General features: G+C 66.3%; 14 protein-coding genes and 2 riboswitches. All 14 genes read right to left on the bottom strand.

Annotation, left to right across the window (positions count from 1 at the left end; genetic code table 11):
• Positions 1-129: 129 nt before the first annotated feature.
• A complete protein-coding gene (locus tag ASD73_RS08000; protein ID WP_056371296.1) occupies positions 130-1689 on the bottom strand; it encodes a fatty acid--CoA ligase in 1560 nt (519 codons plus the stop codon).
• Positions 1690-1790: 101 nt separating this feature from the next.
• Entirely contained in the window at positions 1791-2408 is a 618-nt protein-coding gene (locus ASD73_RS08005; RefSeq protein WP_056371299.1) for a DUF938 domain-containing protein, read from the bottom strand.
• A gap of 14 nt (positions 2409-2422) precedes the next feature.
• Positions 2423-2869 carry an ABA4-like family protein gene (locus ASD73_RS08010; protein WP_056371301.1) on the bottom strand — a complete coding sequence of 149 codons (447 nt, stop codon included), beginning with the start codon at positions 2867-2869 and terminating at the stop codon, positions 2423-2425.
• Positions 2870-2887: 18 nt separating this feature from the next.
• Positions 2888-3088 (bottom strand): hypothetical protein, encoded by a 201-nt coding sequence (locus ASD73_RS08015; RefSeq protein WP_056371303.1) that lies wholly within the window; start codon positions 3086-3088, stop codon positions 2888-2890.
• Positions 3089-3233: 145 nt separating this feature from the next.
• Positions 3234-4742 carry an aminomethyl-transferring glycine dehydrogenase subunit GcvPB gene (gene gcvPB / locus ASD73_RS08020; RefSeq protein WP_056373367.1) on the bottom strand — a complete coding sequence of 503 codons (1509 nt, stop codon included), beginning with the start codon at positions 4740-4742 and terminating at the stop codon, positions 3234-3236.
• Between the two features lie 32 nt (positions 4743-4774).
• Positions 4775-6133 (bottom strand): aminomethyl-transferring glycine dehydrogenase subunit GcvPA, encoded by a 1359-nt coding sequence (gcvPA, locus tag ASD73_RS08025; RefSeq protein WP_056371305.1) that lies wholly within the window; start codon positions 6131-6133, stop codon positions 4775-4777.
• A 3-nt stretch (positions 6134-6136) separates the two neighbouring features.
• Complete coding sequence (locus ASD73_RS08030; RefSeq protein ID WP_056371307.1) at positions 6137-6919, bottom strand: glycosyltransferase family 2 protein; 783 nt, start codon at positions 6917-6919, stop codon at positions 6137-6139.
• A gap of 81 nt (positions 6920-7000) precedes the next feature.
• Positions 7001-7372 (bottom strand): glycine cleavage system protein GcvH, encoded by a 372-nt coding sequence (gene gcvH / locus ASD73_RS08035; protein ID WP_056371309.1) that lies wholly within the window; start codon positions 7370-7372, stop codon positions 7001-7003.
• Between the two features lie 3 nt (positions 7373-7375).
• A complete protein-coding gene (gene gcvT / locus ASD73_RS08040) occupies positions 7376-8512 on the bottom strand; it encodes a glycine cleavage system aminomethyltransferase GcvT (protein ID WP_082521437.1) in 1137 nt (378 codons plus the stop codon).
• 55 nt (positions 8513-8567) lie between these two features.
• A riboswitch (glycine riboswitch) is annotated at positions 8568-8671 on the bottom strand.
• A riboswitch (glycine riboswitch) is annotated at positions 8672-8773 on the bottom strand. It abuts the riboswitch before it with no gap.
• 58 nt (positions 8774-8831) lie between these two features.
• Complete coding sequence (locus ASD73_RS08045; RefSeq protein ID WP_056371311.1) at positions 8832-9479, bottom strand: NAD-dependent epimerase/dehydratase family protein; 648 nt, start codon at positions 9477-9479, stop codon at positions 8832-8834.
• Positions 9472-10644 (bottom strand): deoxyguanosinetriphosphate triphosphohydrolase, encoded by a 1173-nt coding sequence (locus tag ASD73_RS08050; protein WP_056371312.1) that lies wholly within the window; start codon positions 10642-10644, stop codon positions 9472-9474. Before ASD73_RS08050 ends, ASD73_RS08045 begins: the two co-directional genes overlap by 8 nt.
• On the bottom strand, positions 10641-12515 hold the full coding sequence (locus ASD73_RS08055) for an SPOR domain-containing protein (protein WP_056375982.1): 1875 nt from the start codon (positions 12513-12515) through the stop codon (positions 10641-10643). Before ASD73_RS08055 ends, ASD73_RS08050 begins: the two co-directional genes overlap by 4 nt.
• A 60-nt stretch (positions 12516-12575) precedes the next feature.
• Entirely contained in the window at positions 12576-14036 is a 1461-nt protein-coding gene (ftsZ, locus tag ASD73_RS08060) for a cell division protein FtsZ (protein ID WP_056371315.1), read from the bottom strand.
• Positions 14037-14188: 152 nt separating this feature from the next.
• Complete coding sequence (gene ftsA, locus ASD73_RS08065) at positions 14189-15445, bottom strand: cell division protein FtsA (RefSeq protein ID WP_056371317.1); 1257 nt, start codon at positions 15443-15445, stop codon at positions 14189-14191.
• Position 15446 lies beyond the last annotated feature (1 nt).

Consider the following 15446-nt stretch of genomic DNA (forward strand, 5'->3'; position numbering starts at 1 on the left):
GAACCGCCATCAGATTATGGAGCAAAGGCCAACGCTCTTCCGCATACTTCCAAAATTCGCGCCGCCGTCTCGCCATGCCCGGATGATGCCATCCCCACTTAACGTCTGCAATCGGTCGTTAGCGGTCGCTCAATTCACCATCCGCTCATAGCCCTCCCAATAGGGCGCACGCAGGTCCTTACGCAAAATCTTGCCGCTCGCGTTCCTTGGCAGCGCCTCGATCACGTCGATGCTGCGCGGGCATTTGAACGGCGCGATGCGTTCACGCGCCCAGGCGATGATGTCGGCTTCGTCAGCCGTCGTACCGGGTTTGGCGACGACGACCGCCTTCACCGTCTCGCCCCATTTGTCGTCGGGGATGCCAATCACCGCGACCTCCTGCACCGCGGGGTGGCCGAAGATCGCGCTTTCGACCTCCGCGGGATAGACATTCTCGCCGCCGGTGATGATCATGTCCTTCATCCGGTCGTGGATGAAAAGATAGCCGTCCGCGTCGAGGTAGCCGGCGTCGCCGGTGCGGATCCAGCCGTCGCGGGTCATCGTCTTCGCGGTCGCGTCGGGCAGGTTCCAGTAACCGAGCATATTGTTCGACGAGCGGGTGACGACCTCGCCCACTTCGCCGGTCGGAACCGATTGGCCGTCCGGCCCGAGGATGACGATTTCGACCCCGGGGAGCGCCTTGCCCGCCGAACGCATGCGCGCATTGCCATCGGGATTGTGATCCTCGGGCGGCAGCATCGAGATGGTGCCCGTTGTCTCGGTCATGCCGTAAGCCTGGATGAACTGCGCGCCGAAGACCTTGATGCACTGGCGCAGCAGTTCGAGCGGGATCGGCGCGGCGCCATAGAGGATATATTTGAGGCGGCCGTAATCGACGCTGGCGCAGCGCGGGTGCATGAGCAGCATCTGGAGCGCGGCGGGGACGATGAAGAAGCGTGTGACGCCATGCTGCTCGACCGCGTCGAACACCCCGTCGGGGTTGAATTCGGCGAGGATGACGCCGGGGAGTCCCGACGCGAGCGCCATGATACCGAGCCCGGTGCCGCCGATATGCGCGCACGGCATCGCGACCAGCACCGCCTCGTCATCCTCCCATTTGGTGTACGGCAGATCGAGCGTGCTCGAATGTTTGCGCAGCGCGAAGAGGTTGTGGTTCGACAGCACTGCGCCCTTGGGATTGCCGGTGGTGCCCGAGGTGTAGAGCTGGAGCACCGCGTCGTTGGCGCCCGACGGATCGAAGGACACGCGCTCGGCCGCGTCGATCATCGCCCAGGCATCGGCAGCCCCGACGATCGCCGGGGCGTTCTGGAGCTTGCCGGCAAGCTGATCGGCCAGCCCGTCGAACCCCGGTCCGGCGAAGACGATCTTCGCCTGTGTATCGTTGACGATGAATGCCCATTCGGTTGGCGACAGGCGCCATCCGATCGGCGCCATCACAATGCCCGCGCGCGCTGCGCCATAGAAGAGCGTGAAATAAAGATCGCTGTTCTTGCCGATCCACGCGATGCGATCGCCCTTCCTGAGCCCCGCCGCGATCAGCGCCGAGGCGGCGCGCGCGGTGCGATCGTCGAGTTCGGCATAGGTGTAAACGCGATCCTCCTCGCGCAGCGCCACGCGATCGGGACGCTCGCGGGCCCAATGGGTCAGGAATTCGTCGAATGTGAAAAGGTCCGAAACGTCGCGGCCCATGGCCTCTCTCTCCTCGAATCGCATCTCTTTCGTGCAATTGGCGCGAGGCTAGCGGCTGCGGGCGCGGCGTAAAGCGCCGATCGCTCGACCTGTCAGGGACGTCAGGTGCGACGGAAGAGCAACATCAGATTGTTCGCGGGCATCGCGCGGCGTTCGGCGAAGGCGAAGCCGGCATCGGCGGCGGCGGCTTTGACGGCGGCGGTGTCGCGGAGGCCCCACGCGGGATTGCGGCTGCGCAGGCTGGCGTCGAAGGCGCGATTGCTTTCCGCAGTCGGTACATCGGATTCGATATAGGGGCCGTAGAGCATCAGCGGCGCGCCGGGCAAGAGCAGCCGCGCCGCGCCCGTGAACAAGCCCAGCGTGGCGTCCCACGGGCTGATATGCACCATGTTGATGCAGAGAATCGCATCGGCGAGATCGGCGGGCCAAACAGCTGACGCCGCATCGAGCGCAATTGGTGGCGCGATATTCGCGAGACCGGCCTCGGCACGGTACGCCGCGATCGAGCACAGCCCGGCGGGGTCGGGGTCGCTCGGCTGCCAGTCCAGCTGCGGAAAGGCGGCGGCGAAGTGGACGGCGTGCTCACCCGATCCACTCGCAACCTCGAGCACCGTCCCCGTCGCGGGCAACCAGCCGGCGAGCACCGCGACGATAGCGTCACGATTGCGCAGCGTCGCGGGGGCGTGGCGCTTGTCGGCCGGCGTGCCATCGTCCGGCATCCAGGGCTGCGGCGTCACTTTCTCGCCTGCGCTCGCGCGCGGCGCTCGCGGACGATCAGCCATGCGAACAACCCGACCGGACCGACCATCAGCGTCAGGAACAGGAAGGGAAATTGCACGATGCGGCTAAACCCCTTCTGGTCGGCATCGCGCGCGATCCACATGCCGGTGAACAGGTCGAACGCCAGATAGTGCGTCCACCCCAGCGTCGCGCCGCCCGGGCTGTCGAACAGCTTCATCACCCCGGCCAATGTCGTGAAATCGTTACTGCTTGGCCCGCCGGGGTCGATGCTGCCGGTCAGGTAGCCCACGATCATCACCGTATAGGCAAGGCAGAGGAGGAACACGCCGGCATAGAGAATTGCTGCGAGGGTTTTCGGGCCGCGCGGCAGAAAAACGAGCGCGAACCAGCTCGCGAACGCCCAGTAATTCACCAGCAGAAAAATCGTGTCCCAGCTCATGTCTTGCCCCTCACCTGTTCAGATCAGCCCGCCGAGCCCAAACAGGACGACGCCGCCGAGCAGCGCAATGGCCCCCGTAACGACGATCAGCAAGGTCATTCGCGCCGCCGAAGCGCGCCGCGACGCCGCGAACGCCGCCGCCGAACCCAACCCGATCGCAAACAGCGGCGCATAGACGAAGGCCCAGTCATAGCTGAACTCGCGGCGGACCTCGATCATCTCCCATTGCTCGACGACGAGGCCGTAGGCGGTGATCGCAACGAGCCAACTGAGGATCGCGACGATCGCGAACAGCGCGCCGGCCGCGACGCACCCGGCACCGGACGCGTTTCGGGGCGTTCGAGGCCGGGCGCGGGTTCGGTCATCAGCCCTCCCAGGCGAGGATGGGCTTCCGCGCCGCCAGCGTCTCGTCGAGGCGCGCGCGCGGGGCGAAATGCGGCGCGGTCTTCAGCGCCGGGTCGCCGTTTTTCGCGCGCAGCGCGATGCTGCGCAGCGCCCCGATGAACTGGTCGAGCGCCGCCTTGCTTTCGGTCTCGGTCGGCTCGACGAGCATCGCGCCGTGGACGACGAGCGGGAAATAAACCGTCATCGGGTGATAACCCTCGTCGATCAGCCCCTTGGCGATGTCGAGCGTCGAGAAGCCTTCGGCGAGGCCCTTGTCGCTGAACAGCGCCTCATGCATGCACGGACCCGGACCACCGAATGGCGCATCGAGCACGCCCTCGAGGCTGCGCAGCACATAGTTGGCGTTGAGCACAGCATCCTCGGCAACCTGCTTGAGGCCGTCGGCGCCGTGGCTGAGGATATAGGTCAGCGCGCGCGTGAACATGCCCATCTGACCGTGGAAGGCGGTCATGCGGCCGAAGGTCTGCGGATGATCCTCGCCTGCGCTTTCCTCTTCGATCAGGCGGAACGCATCGCCCTGCTTCGTCACGAAGGGCAGCGGCGCGAAAGGAGCCAAAGCCTCGGACAGCACCACCGGTCCCGAACCCGGCCCGCCGCCGCCGTGCGGGGTCGAGAAGGTCTTGTGGAGATTGATGTGCATCGCGTCGACGCCGAGGTCGCCGGGGCGCACACGGCCGACGATGGCGTTGAAGTTCGCGCCATCGCAATAGACATAGCCGCCCGCGGCGTGGACCGCGTCCGAGATCGCTTTCATGTCGCGCTCGAACAGGCCGCAAGTGTTGGGGTTGGTGATCATCACGCCGGCAACGTCGGGACCGAGGCGCGCCTTCAATGCCTCGAGATTGACGCGGCCTGCCTCGGTCGCCGGGATATCTTCGACCGTGAAGCCCGCAAAGGCCGCGGTCGCGGGGTTGGTGCCATGCGCGCTTTCGGGGACGAGAATCACGCGGCGGTCCTCGCCGCGCGCTTCGAGCGCCGCCTTGATGCAGAGAATGCCGCACAGCTCGCCATGCGCGCCCGCCTTAGGCGACATCGCGACGCTGTGCATGCCGGTGAGCGTGATCAGCCATTCGGCGAGCTCGTGGATCACCGCATAGGCGCCCTGGACGGTTTCCTGCGGCTGCAGCGGGTGGACATCGGCGAAGCCGGGCATCCGCGCGACCTTTTCGTTAAGGCGCGGATTGTGCTTCATCGTGCAGCTGCCAAGCGGGAAGAGCCCGAGGTCGATCGCGTAATTCTGCCGCGACAGGCGCGTGTAATGGCGCACCGTTTCGGATTCGCTGAGTCCCGGCAGGCCGATCGGTGCGGTGCGCGCGAGCGCGCCGAGGTCGGTGGCGGGCGCAGCCTCGTCGAAGTCGACGCCGGTCGTCTCGCTGCCGCCAATCTCGAAGATCAGCGCTTCCTCGAGCATCAGCGCGCGGTTGCCGGTGAAGGTCGTGCTATCGTCGGCGCCGCCGGCGACGTTCATTTCGGGGCGCCAGCCGGCGCGATTGAGCGCGGTCATGCCAGCACCTCCTTCAGAGCAGCGGCGAAGGCGGCGATATCCGCCTCGGTCACGGTTTCGGTCACGGCGACGACGAGGCCATTTTCGAGGCCCGCGTTGTCGGGATAAAGACGGCCGAGCGAGACGCCGCCCAATATGTCCTTCTCGGCGAGCTGGTGGATCACGGGGCGCGCCGCGGTCGGCAGCAGCAGCGTGAACTCGTTGAAGAAGCTGGTGTTCAGCACCGACACGCCGGGCACCTTCGCCAGTTCGGCGGCCGCCGCCTTCGCGCGGCCATGGTTGATCGCGGCGAGCTGGCGCAGCCCCGCTTCGCCGAGCAAGGTCATATGGATGCTGAAAGCAAGTGCACAAAGGCCTGAATTAGTGCAGATATTACTCGTCGCCTTTTCGCGGCGAATATGCTGCTCGCGCGTCGACAGGGTCAGCACGAAACCGCGCTTGCCGTTCGCGTCGACGGTCTCGCCGCAGAGGCGCCCGGGCATCTGGCGGACATATTTGGTCTTGCAGGCGAAGAGGCCGACATAGGGCCCGCCGAACTGGAGGCCGACGCCGAGCGACTGCCCCTCGCCCACTACGATGTCGGCTCCCATTTCGCCGGGCGATTTGATCAGGCCGAGCGCGACGGGTTCGGTCACGACGGCGATCAGCAACGCGCCCGCAGCCTGACACGCTTCGGCCAGCTTTGCCATATCGTCGATGCGGCCGAGGATATCGGGATATTGCACGACGACGCAGCTCGTTTCCTTGTCGATGCTGTCCGCCAGCGCCGCCCAGTCGGTGCCGGCGTCGAGGCTCGGGTCGCCGTCGACGAGTATATCGCCGGTATATTTCGCCATCGTGCGCGCGACGCTGCGATAATGCGGATGGAGACCGGTCGAGAGCAAAGCCTTGGCGCGTTTGGTGATGCGCCGCGCCATGACGATCGCTTCCCAGCAGGCGGTCGAGCCGTCGTACATCGACGCATTGGCAACGTCGGTGCCCAGCAGGCGCGCAACTTGGCTCTGGAATTCGAACAGCATCTGCAGCGTGCCCTGCGCGATTTCGGGTTGGTACGGAGTGTAGGCGGTCAGGAACTCGCCGCGTTGGATCAGATGATCGACACTCGCGGGCACATGGTGGCGATAGGCACCGGCGCCGAGGAAGAAGGGCCCCTCGCCCGCGGCGCGGCTGCGGCGTGCGAGAGCGCCCATGTGGCGCTCGACCGCAAGTTCGCTAGCGTGCATCGGCAAGCCCGCTATCGGACCGGCGAGCCGCGCCTCGGCTGGGACATCGGCGAACAGGTCGTCGATCGACACGGCGCCGATGGTGGCGAGCATCTCTGTGCGATCGTCGGACGTAAGAGGAAGATAACGCATGAACTACTCCGAAGAAGAGGCCGGTTTTGCGGAAAAAAGTTGGATGGTGTCGGCTAAGGTGCCCGAAAAGACCGCGGGACCGGCGTGCGTCGTGCGGATCCAGGGTGCGAGCCAGATGCGAAACCCGGCATCGCGGACGCGGCGGCAAAAGGCGTAATCGTCGGCCAGAAGCGCCTGGCTTTCGGGCTCGATCAGCGGGCAGAAAAAAGCGGGTTCGAGTTCGCCGACGCCGTGCGCGTCACGTTCGGCCGGATCGGGCCGGAAAAGGAGGTCGGGCAAAGCGGCGCGCATGCCTTCGAGCACTTCGCGGCGGATCAGCATCATCGCGGTGCCGAGCCGCGCCAGTTCGACCAGATCGGTCATCTTGAAATTCTGGTCGGGGTGCAGGAAATGCAGCGCGAAATCGCCCGAAAACCGGGCAAGGTCGGCGGGATTATCCTTCGCCAGCCCCAATTCGACCGCGCGCGCGACGTTGCGCCAGTTAATCATCCGCCGCGGATAGGCGCCGCCGAGCACGCCGCATTCAGAATGCTCCGCCATGACCTTGATCAGCGAAAAAACATCATCGACCGAAAAGTCGATGTCGGCGTCGACGAACAGCAGGTGCGTGCAGTCGCTGGTGAGGAACATCGCGGTCAGCGTGTCGCGCGCGCGCGTGATCGACGGTTGATAGAGGATGAATTCGAACCGCACCACCATGCCGATCGCCTGCGCGCGCAGCGCGAGGTCGAGCGCCGCGCGGACATAGGTACCCTGCGCCCCCTCATAGATGGGAGTCGCCACCATCAGGCGGCAATTGGCGAGGGCGGGATCGGTTGCGATCAGATTATCTCCCCCCTCCCGCGTGCGGGAGGGGTCGGGGGATGATTACAGGGCGTCGCAGAAAGCCTTGTACGCCTTGGCGTCCATCAACGCGTCGAGCTGGCTTTTGTCGCCGAGCGTCATGCGGAAGAACCAGCCTTCGCCTTCGGGATCCGAATTGACGAGCGCGGGATCTTCCTCGAGCTGCGCATTGCCTTCGGTCACCGTGCCGTCGACGGGGGCATAGACGTCGCTCGCCGCCTTCACCGATTCGACCACCGCGGCGTCGCCGCCCTTGCTGAGTTCCGCCCCGGTGTCGGGAACTTCGACGAACACGATGTCGCCAAGCTGGCCCTGAGCGAAGTCGGTGATGCCGACCGTCGCGACATCGCCGTCGACGTCGATCCACTCATGCTCTTCAGTAAAATAACGCGGCATCACTCAACCTCCTGTTTTACGAACATAATTATGCGGCACAAAGGGCATGGCAGCGACGGTGCAATGGACCAGCTTGCCGCGCACTTCGGCGGCAACCGCGGTGCCCGGCACGGCATGGTCGCGCGGGACATAGCCCATCGCGATCGGCGCGCCGACGCTGGGGGCGAATCCGCCCGACGTCACGACGCCAATCTCGTCCTCGCCGTCGAACAGCTTGGCGCCCTCGCGCACGGGTAACTTGCCGTCGACCAGCAGGCCGACGCGCCTCCGCGGCGGGCCGTCTTCGAGATGCCCGAGGATGCGCGCGGCACCCGGGAAATTCTCTTCTTCGCGGCGGCGTTTGCTGACGGCGAAGCCGAGATCGGCTTCGGCGGGGTCAATCGCGGGCGTGAGGTCGTGGCCGTAGAGCGGCAGACCTGCTTCGAGCCGCAGCGAATCCCGCGCACCGAGCCCGATCGGCTTCACTTCGTCCATCGCGCAGAGCGCATCGGCGAAGGCCTCAAGCGCCTCATTCGGCAGCGAAATCTCGAACCCATCCTCGCCCGTGTAGCCCGAGCGGCTGAGCGCAATCGCATGGCCGGCCCAGGTCGCGCGCGCCGCCTGCATGAAGACGAGCGTCGCGGCCTCAGGCACCAGCCGCGCCAGGGCATCGACCGCTTTCGGCCCCTGCAATGCGAGGAGTCCATAATCTTCGTTGTGATTGAGCGTGATGTCGTCGGGCAGATTTTCGCGCAGATGGCCGATATCTTCCCATTTAACCGCGCCGTTGACGACGATGCCGAACTGGTCGCCCTCGTTGGTGATCATCAAATCGTCGAGGATCCCGCCGTCTTCGTCGAGCAGCAGCGAATAGCGCATCCGGCCGGGCTTCAGCGCCGAGATGTCGCCGGGAACGAGCGTTTCGAGCGCCTCGGCGACATTGTCGCCCGACAACGCAAGCTGTCCCATATGGCTGACGTCGAACAGGCCGGCGTTTTCGCGGACCCACAGATGCTCGGCCATGATGCCTTCATATTGGATCGGCATCCAGTAGCCGGCGAATTCGACCATCCGGCCGCCCTTCGCACGGTGCCAGGCGTCGAGCGGCAGCGTCGCGGTGTCGATCGCCGCTTCGTCGCCCGTAAATTCCGTGTCGGTCATGCCAGTCTCCCGCGGTTGCATAGCGTAAGCGCGGCCCATCGCCGCGCCCTGTCGCCATGCCCCCTCTGTCACGGGAACCTGAGAGTTTTCCCCCATATCATGGGGTTACCCCTTCGGTGGTTCCGGTTTAGGGCCGGAACGCTTTCCAGAGTGTCCGTTCCAGCCTGCGCGGTCCTGCTGACCTGAGAGTTTCCGGGGCGGTTGCTCCTTCGGTGGTGAGACGCCGGTTGCCCTGCCCTCACGCTCTCCCGCGCGGCCGGTCGAATCTCTTGCGAGGCCCGACAGACGCTGCGAGCCTTGGCGCTGCCGATTTACGGAGTCAATCGGCGAGCGCGCGGATGGCGTCGTTTTCGTGGATATGCACGCCCGAACCGCCATGCCCAGCGAGCGCAACAATCGCCGCGGCAACGCTGTTGCCCGAAATCGAGCGATAGCGGCGGAAGCTGCCGTGCAGCAGCGCATCGGTCAGCGGTGCGGCGATCGTCGCGATCCCTTCGCCCAGCCGCTGCGGGCCGGGTCGGGCGCCGCGCAGCAGTCCGGGGCGGATCAGGTCGAGCCGGTCGAAGCCGAGCGCGCGGAGGTCGTCCTCGGTCTCGCCCTTGGTCCGCAGATAGAAATTGCCGCTTTTCGCCGCGGCGCCGACCGAACTCACCGAAATCATATGCGGGGTGCCGCCCGCCCTCGCGCCGCGCGCGGCGGCGAGTACGAGATCATGGTCGACCGCGCGAAAGGCGGCTTGCGACCCCGCTTGCCGGATCGTCGTACCGAGGCAGGAGATGAGCACTGCGGGCTTTTCGGCGGCGAGAATGTCGGCCCAGCGTTCGGGCGGTGCGACCAGTTGCTTGTGCTGCGCCGCCAGCCCTTCGACTTCGCGGCGCGCAAGGACGGTGACGGGTCTGGAACCGAAGTGCTCGATCACCGCGCGCCCGATCAGCCCCGTCGCGCCGACGATCAGCGCGTCAGGCATGCGCCAGCGCCTGTGGCACCGCATCGCGGCCGAAGATTTCAGCATAACGGTCGATGGCGAAACGGTCGGTCATGCCGGCGATATAATCACCGATATGTCGGTTTGTCGCGCATTCTTCGCCGGGCAGCCTGGCCGACCAGTCCGATCCCATAAGCCGCGGGTCGTCGGCATAAGCGGCGAACAGCCGCCCGACGACCTGGTTTGCAGCCTCGGCGGCGGCGACCTGTTCGGGGTGGTGATAAAGATTGGCATACATGAAGCGTTTGAGATCACGCTCCTCCACCGCGAGTTCGGCTGAGAAACCACCAAGCGTTCGGCCTGCGCCGCGCACTTCGTCGACGCTTGTGACGCCAGCTTCGGCTACGTTGGCCTCCGTCGCGGCGATCACGTCGTTGACCATCACGCCGATCTGGTCGCGCACGAGTTCGCGCAGCAGCCGGTCGCGCGGCGCCCCCGGGAAGCGGCCTTCCACGGCGCGGAAATTAGCGGCGACGAAGGGCTGTTCCATCAACTGGTCAAGATCGAGCAGCCCCGCGCGCAGACCATCGTCGATATCGTGATTGTCATAGGCGATGTCGTCGGCAACCGCCGCGATCTGCGCCTCGAGGCTGGCGTAGCTGCCGAGGTCGAGTCCGAAATCGCCATCGATTTCGGCAAGCGCCCAGCCGGGCACCGTCACGGGGCCATTATGCTTGGCGAGCCCTTCGAGCGTTTCCCATGTCAGGTTGAGGCCATCGAAAAGCGGATAGGGACATTCGAGTCGCGCCAAGGTGCGCAGCGTGTGGCCGTTGTGGTCGAAGCCGCCATGCGCCGCCATCGCGGCCTTCAGCGCATCCTCGCCGGCATGGCCGAAGGGCGGATGGCCGATGTCGTGCGCAAGGCACAAAGCCTCGGTCAGATCCTCGTTGAGCCCGAGCGCGCGCGCGATGCCGCGGCCGATCTGCGCCACCTCGATGCTGTGGGTCAGGCGGACGCGATAATGATCGCCATCGGGGGCGACGAACACCTGCGTCTTGTGGCGCAGTCGGCGGAACGCGATCGAGTGGATGATGCGGTCGCGGTCGCGTTGGAAATCGTCGCGTGGGCCCCGGACGACGCGGCCGAGCTCGGCATGACGCCGCCCGCGGCTATATGCGGGATCGCTGGCGCAGTCGGCAACGCTCACTTGACCGGATCGACGGACTGGCCCGCCTCGCTGTTGAACAGGAAACCGTCGCCGCCAGCCTTCTTGTGGTCGGCGAGCCAATCCTGCGCCGCCTTGCGGTCCTTGAACGGGCCGACGAGCAGACGCCGCGTCTTGCCCCATTCGGTCGTTGCACCCGACTTGCCCTTAAACACGGCCGGGCTTTTCTTAGCGAATTTTCCGAAGTCGGTCGCGAGCGCCTTGGCATTGGCACCTGTCGCGACCTGCACCCATATGCGCGCTGGATTGGCCTTTTTCTCGGCGGCTTCTTCCTTGGCCTTCGCGTCGACTTCTGCCTTCAATTTCGCGGCAGCACTGTCTTTCTCGCGTTTCGCCGCCTCGGCTGCCTCAGCCTTCCGCTTGTCTGCCAGCAGCTTGGCGAGCGTGTCGGCGCCGACCGCATTGTCACTCTGCGCCAGTTCCTCAGCCGGGATATCGATCGATCCCACGATGTCGGCGAGCGACGCGAGCGGCGCCGCCGAAACGGATGCTGGCGTGGCGGCTACCGCGCTGACCGCCGGCGACGAGGCAGGCGCAACGGCTTCGGTCGCGGCGGGCGGCACCGGGGTCGACACGGCTGCTGTCGAACGGCCCATGTCGGCGATCGAAAAGCCCGGGCCGACCGGGCCCTTTCCGGCATCGACGGCCGCGCCGATCGGCCCGGGCGCAGAGGCGGCAGGTATCGAGGCGGGCGGCGGAACAGGACGAACCGCCTGTGTCGGGGCGGGGGTCGGACTCGGGGTCGGGGTCGGTGCTTCGATTGGTGTGCGAATGGCCTGTTGAAACGGCGAACGCAGCGCCGGGGCATTCGCGGCGGACGAACCGGGCGGTGTCGACGTCGCGGGCGCGGGCGCCGCGGCGGGCGTTGTGGCAGGCGGCCGGGCGACCGGTTCCGAAACGGGTTTGCGGCCTACCGGCGCGGGCGTCGCCGACATGACGGGCCGCCGCTGGTCGCCCGTTACCTGACGCTTGCCCGTCGCTGCAGCCGGCGGAGTGGCCGGCGGCGGCGTGGCGGCGGCAACCTGCACCGGCTTTCGCTTTGGTCCCAATTGTCCGTTCGGGAAGCGCCCGAAATGCGCGGCGGCGGCCTGCTGCGCAGGATTGAGCCGGTCCATCTGGGTCAGGTAGGGCATGATGTTCTGCGCCATCGCGGGCGGCATCGTCGCGTTGACGATATCGATCGCCTCCTTGTCGCGGCCGTTCATCGCCAGGATCATCGCGCGGAGGCGCCATGCGCCGCGATCCTGCGCACGCAATTGCGGCGTCAGCAACTGGATCGCGCGATCGGCATCGCCGCTGATCCCGAGCGACAGCGCATAGCGCCGCGTCAGTTCGTCGTTGGGAGTGATCGACAGCGCGAGCTGGTAATCGCGCTGCGCCGCGTCCTGTTGCCCGAGCAGGTCGCGCGCGAGACCTCGGTCGGCGAGGAACAGCCGTTCGGGCGCGCCCATCAGCTGCGCTTCGCCGAAATAATCGAGCGCGCGCGTCGGGTTTTCCATATGGACCATCGCCGAACCCAGCGCGGCCTTGACCGCGCCGTCGCGCGGGTTCGCCTGTTCGGCGCGGACAAGGAAGCCCAGAGCGGCGCGATAATCCTCGAGCTCGATCGACGCGCGGCCGGCATTGAGCAGTGCGGACGTGTCGCTGTTGTTCGAGGCGATGCGCGCGAGGGAGGAAGACAGGAGCGACCGCGCCGCGGTCCGCTTTTCCATCGCCGCTTTCGTCGCGGGATCCGGCGGAGTCACCTGCGCATGAACGGACGACAGCGCCGCCGTCCCAAGCAACAGCGCACCGAGCGCGCGAACATAATAGCGCGCGCGCGCCGGCCTCGCCGTCAATTTCACTTGCCGCATGGGCAACTCATCCCGATTTCCGGCCTGCCATGCCCGGCGGGCGGCCGCTCGATAGCCCTGTTACTGGTTGTTCTGCCGCCCGAGGAAGCGCGGAATATCGACTCCGTCCTCCTTGGCGCCTTCATCGCTTTCGGGTGCCGAAGCCCCGCGCGACAGGCGCGACATGCGCTCGAACAAGGTTCCGCCACCGACCGACCGTGCGGGCGATTCGTCCGCCGGCGTCGGATCCGCGGCGGGCGACGAGCGATATTCGGCCGGCGCTTCGGGCGCGTCGAGCACGAGTTCGTCGGAGGTATCGTCATAGGTCGCGGCGACCTGCGACAATTCCATCGGCTCCTCTTCGGCAGCGGCGGCCGGAGCATCGCGCTCGGCGGTGTCGCCCAGCGAGAAGCCGGGGGCCGGATCGTTATCTTCCACCGACGCGGTTTCGGCGAGAGCTTCTTCCTGAACCGCCGGCTCGACAGTCTCTTCGACCACCGGAGCGGGAGCGGCCGCACGCGCGGGAGCGAAAGAGAAGCTGCGCGTCGCGGGCGATGCCTGCGCCGCCGCTTCGCCGTTGCTGTCTATTCCGGTGGCGACCACCGAGACGCGGATCTTGCCGTCGAGGTTATCGTTGAACGCGCTGCCCCAAATGATGTTGGCGTCGGGATCGACCAGCTCGCGGATATGGTTCGCCGCCTCGTCGACTTCCATCAGGCGCATGTCCTCGCCGCCAGTGATCGAGATGATGACGCCCTTGGCACCTGCCATCGACACGCCATCGAGCAGCGGATTGGCGATCGCCTTCTGCGCGGCTTCGAGCGCACGACCATCGCCTTCGGCTTCGCCGGTGCCCATCATCGCCTTGCCCATTTCGCGCATCACGCTGCGAACGTCGGCAAAGTCGAGGTTGATCAGGCCGGGCATGACCATCAGGTCGGTGATGCCGCGCACGCCTTGCTGGAGCACTTCATCCGCCATGGTGAAGGCTTCTTTGAACGTCGTGTTCGGGTTGGCGACAAGGAAGAGATTCTGGTTCGGAATGACGATCAGCGTGTCGACGTGATCCTGCAGCTCGGCGATGCCCGAGTCCGCCGAACGCATGCGGCGCTGGCCTTCGAAGGTGAAGGGCTTGGTCACGACGCCGACGGTCAGGATGCCGCGATCGCGCGCCGCCTTGGCGATGACGGGCGCCGCACCAGTGCCGGTGCCGCCGCCCATGCCCGCCGCGACGAAGCACATATGCGCACCGTTCAGCGCTTCCTCGACCTGCGCGATGCTTTCTTCGGCGGCCGCACGGCCGACCTCGGGCCGCGAACCCGCGCCCAGACCCTGGGTGATCTGCGTCCCCAGCTGGATGCGCCGTTCGGCCGGCGAGGCGTTGAGCGCCTGCGCGTCGGTGTTCGCGACGATGAAATCGACGCCCTCGACGCGTGCCGCGATCATGTTTGCGATGGCATTGCCGCCCGCGCCGCCGACGCCGATCACCGCGATGCGCGGCTTCAGCTCATCGACCTGCGGCGGGCCAATATTGATGCTCATCAAATAGTCTCCCTGCAGCGGCGGACAGGTGCCGCTTCCCCAACCTTGCGACCCAGCCGGGCGGTAGTCCGTCCGCCCGGTTTTCTACTACCGCATTGCACTATTGTGACGTGGGAATCACCCAAAAAATTAACCTTTTCGTCGCGTATCATTCAAAAACTGCTCTTAAGAGCCGCCATGAGGCGGTGGAGGATCGAAGTCCCCGCGGGCTTGTACACATCCTGCGACATCATCGGCAGGTCGCGGAGGTCCACGGGGTCCGACGCGGCATAGAGAACCAGACCTGCGAGCGTCGCGAAAGCGGGGCCACTATGCGCATCGGGCAGGCCGTGCAAGCCGCGCGGTCGCCCGACGCGCGCGGCGCGGCCGAGCGCGCTTTGGGTGTAGTCGGCGATGCCTTTCAGGTCGGCGCCGCCGCCGACGAGCACCACCTGACGCCCGATCGGGCCGACGAAATGCAGGTCTTTGAGCGTCCGGCCAATCTCCCCCATCATCGCGTCGAGGCGCTGGCGGATGACCGATATCAATTGCGCGCGCGTGATGCGCGGGGAGTCGCCGTTTGTCGGGGCGCCGGGTTCGAGTTCGATGATCTCGTTATTGTCGCGCGGGCTGGCCGAGGCCGAGCCGTAGAAACTCTGCAGCCGCTGCGCCTGGCTGCGGCGAATGCCGAAGGCCGAGGCGATGTCGTCGGTGATGTCGCTGGCGCCGAAGGGCAGCGACGCCATTTCGACGAGCATGCCGCCGGCATAGAGCGAGACGGTGGTGACCGCCGCGCCGAGCTCGACCAGCGCGACGCCGAGGTCGCGTTCCTCGTCGGACAGGCAGGCAAGCCCCGCGGCGATCGGAGAGGCGACGACGGCGTTGACGTCGAGATGCGCCTGGCGAACCGCGGCCTCGAGGTTCCGCACCGGCGCGCCGTCGGCCATGATGATGTGGATATCGACGCCCAGCCGGTCGGCATGGAGGCCGATCGGGTTCTTCACGCCGTTGAGCCCGTCGAGCGTGTAGAGCGCGGGCTGCGCGTGGAGGATCATGCGGCCTTCGGGGTCGATACCGGCACGGCCCGCGGCGAGCAGGTCGTCGATATCCTCCTGTTCGATGCGATGGCCGCCGAGTTCGCTTTCGATCGGGGCGACGTCGCTGAGCAACCCACCCGCCGAGAAGCTGACCCACACATCGTCGATGTTGAGCCCCGCGATGCGCTCGGCCTGTTCGATCGCCTCGCGCACGATATGCTCGGTCTGCTCCATGTCGGCGACATAGCCGCGCTGGACCCCACGGCTCTCGCGCTGGCCGGTGCCGAGCACGTGCAGCTGGCCGTCGGCGGTCTGCCCCGCGATCAGCGCGCAGACCTTCCACGACCCGACATCAAGCGCGGTGATGATCTTTTCGATGCGCGGCGGCGCCATG

The sequence above is a fragment of the Sphingopyxis sp. Root154 genome (genome assembly GCF_001427105.1).
In the GTDB taxonomy this organism is placed as follows: Bacteria; Pseudomonadota; Alphaproteobacteria; order Sphingomonadales; family Sphingomonadaceae; genus Sphingopyxis.

Bases quoted from the DNA above. Each gene is read 5' to 3' on its own strand.
- ASD73_RS08000 (WP_056371296.1), bottom strand. From the start codon at position 1,689: ATGGGCCGCGACGTTTCGGACCTTTTCACATTCGACGAATTCCTGACC.
- ASD73_RS08005 (WP_056371299.1), bottom strand. From the start codon at position 2,408: ATGCCGGACGATGGCACGCCGGCCGACAAGCGCCACGCCCCCGCGACG.
- ASD73_RS08010 (WP_056371301.1), bottom strand. From the start codon at position 2,869: ATGAGCTGGGACACGATTTTTCTGCTGGTGAATTACTGGGCGTTCGCG.
- ASD73_RS08015 (WP_056371303.1), bottom strand. From the start codon at position 3,088: ATGATCGAGGTCCGCCGCGAGTTCAGCTATGACTGGGCCTTCGTCTAT.
- gcvPB (WP_056373367.1), bottom strand. From the start codon at position 4,742: ATGAACGTCGCCGGCGGCGCCGACGATAGCACGACCTTCACCGGCAAC.
- gcvPA (WP_056371305.1), bottom strand. From the start codon at position 6,133: ATGCGTTATCTTCCTCTTACGTCCGACGATCGCACAGAGATGCTCGCC.
- ASD73_RS08030 (WP_056371307.1), bottom strand. From the start codon at position 6,919: ATGGTGGCGACTCCCATCTATGAGGGGGCGCAGGGTACCTATGTCCGC.
- gcvH (WP_056371309.1), bottom strand. From the start codon at position 7,372: ATGCCGCGTTATTTTACTGAAGAGCATGAGTGGATCGACGTCGACGGC.
- gcvT (WP_082521437.1), bottom strand. From the start codon at position 8,512: ATGACCGACACGGAATTTACGGGCGACGAAGCGGCGATCGACACCGCG.
- ASD73_RS08045 (WP_056371311.1), bottom strand. From the start codon at position 9,479: ATGCCTGACGCGCTGATCGTCGGCGCGACGGGGCTGATCGGGCGCGCG.
- ASD73_RS08055 (WP_056375982.1), bottom strand. From the start codon at position 12,515: ATGCGGCAAGTGAAATTGACGGCGAGGCCGGCGCGCGCGCGCTATTAT.
- ftsZ (WP_056371315.1), bottom strand. From the start codon at position 14,036: ATGAGCATCAATATTGGCCCGCCGCAGGTCGATGAGCTGAAGCCGCGC.
- ftsA (WP_056371317.1), bottom strand. From the start codon at position 15,445: ATGGCGCCGCCGCGCATCGAAAAGATCATCACCGCGCTTGATGTCGGG.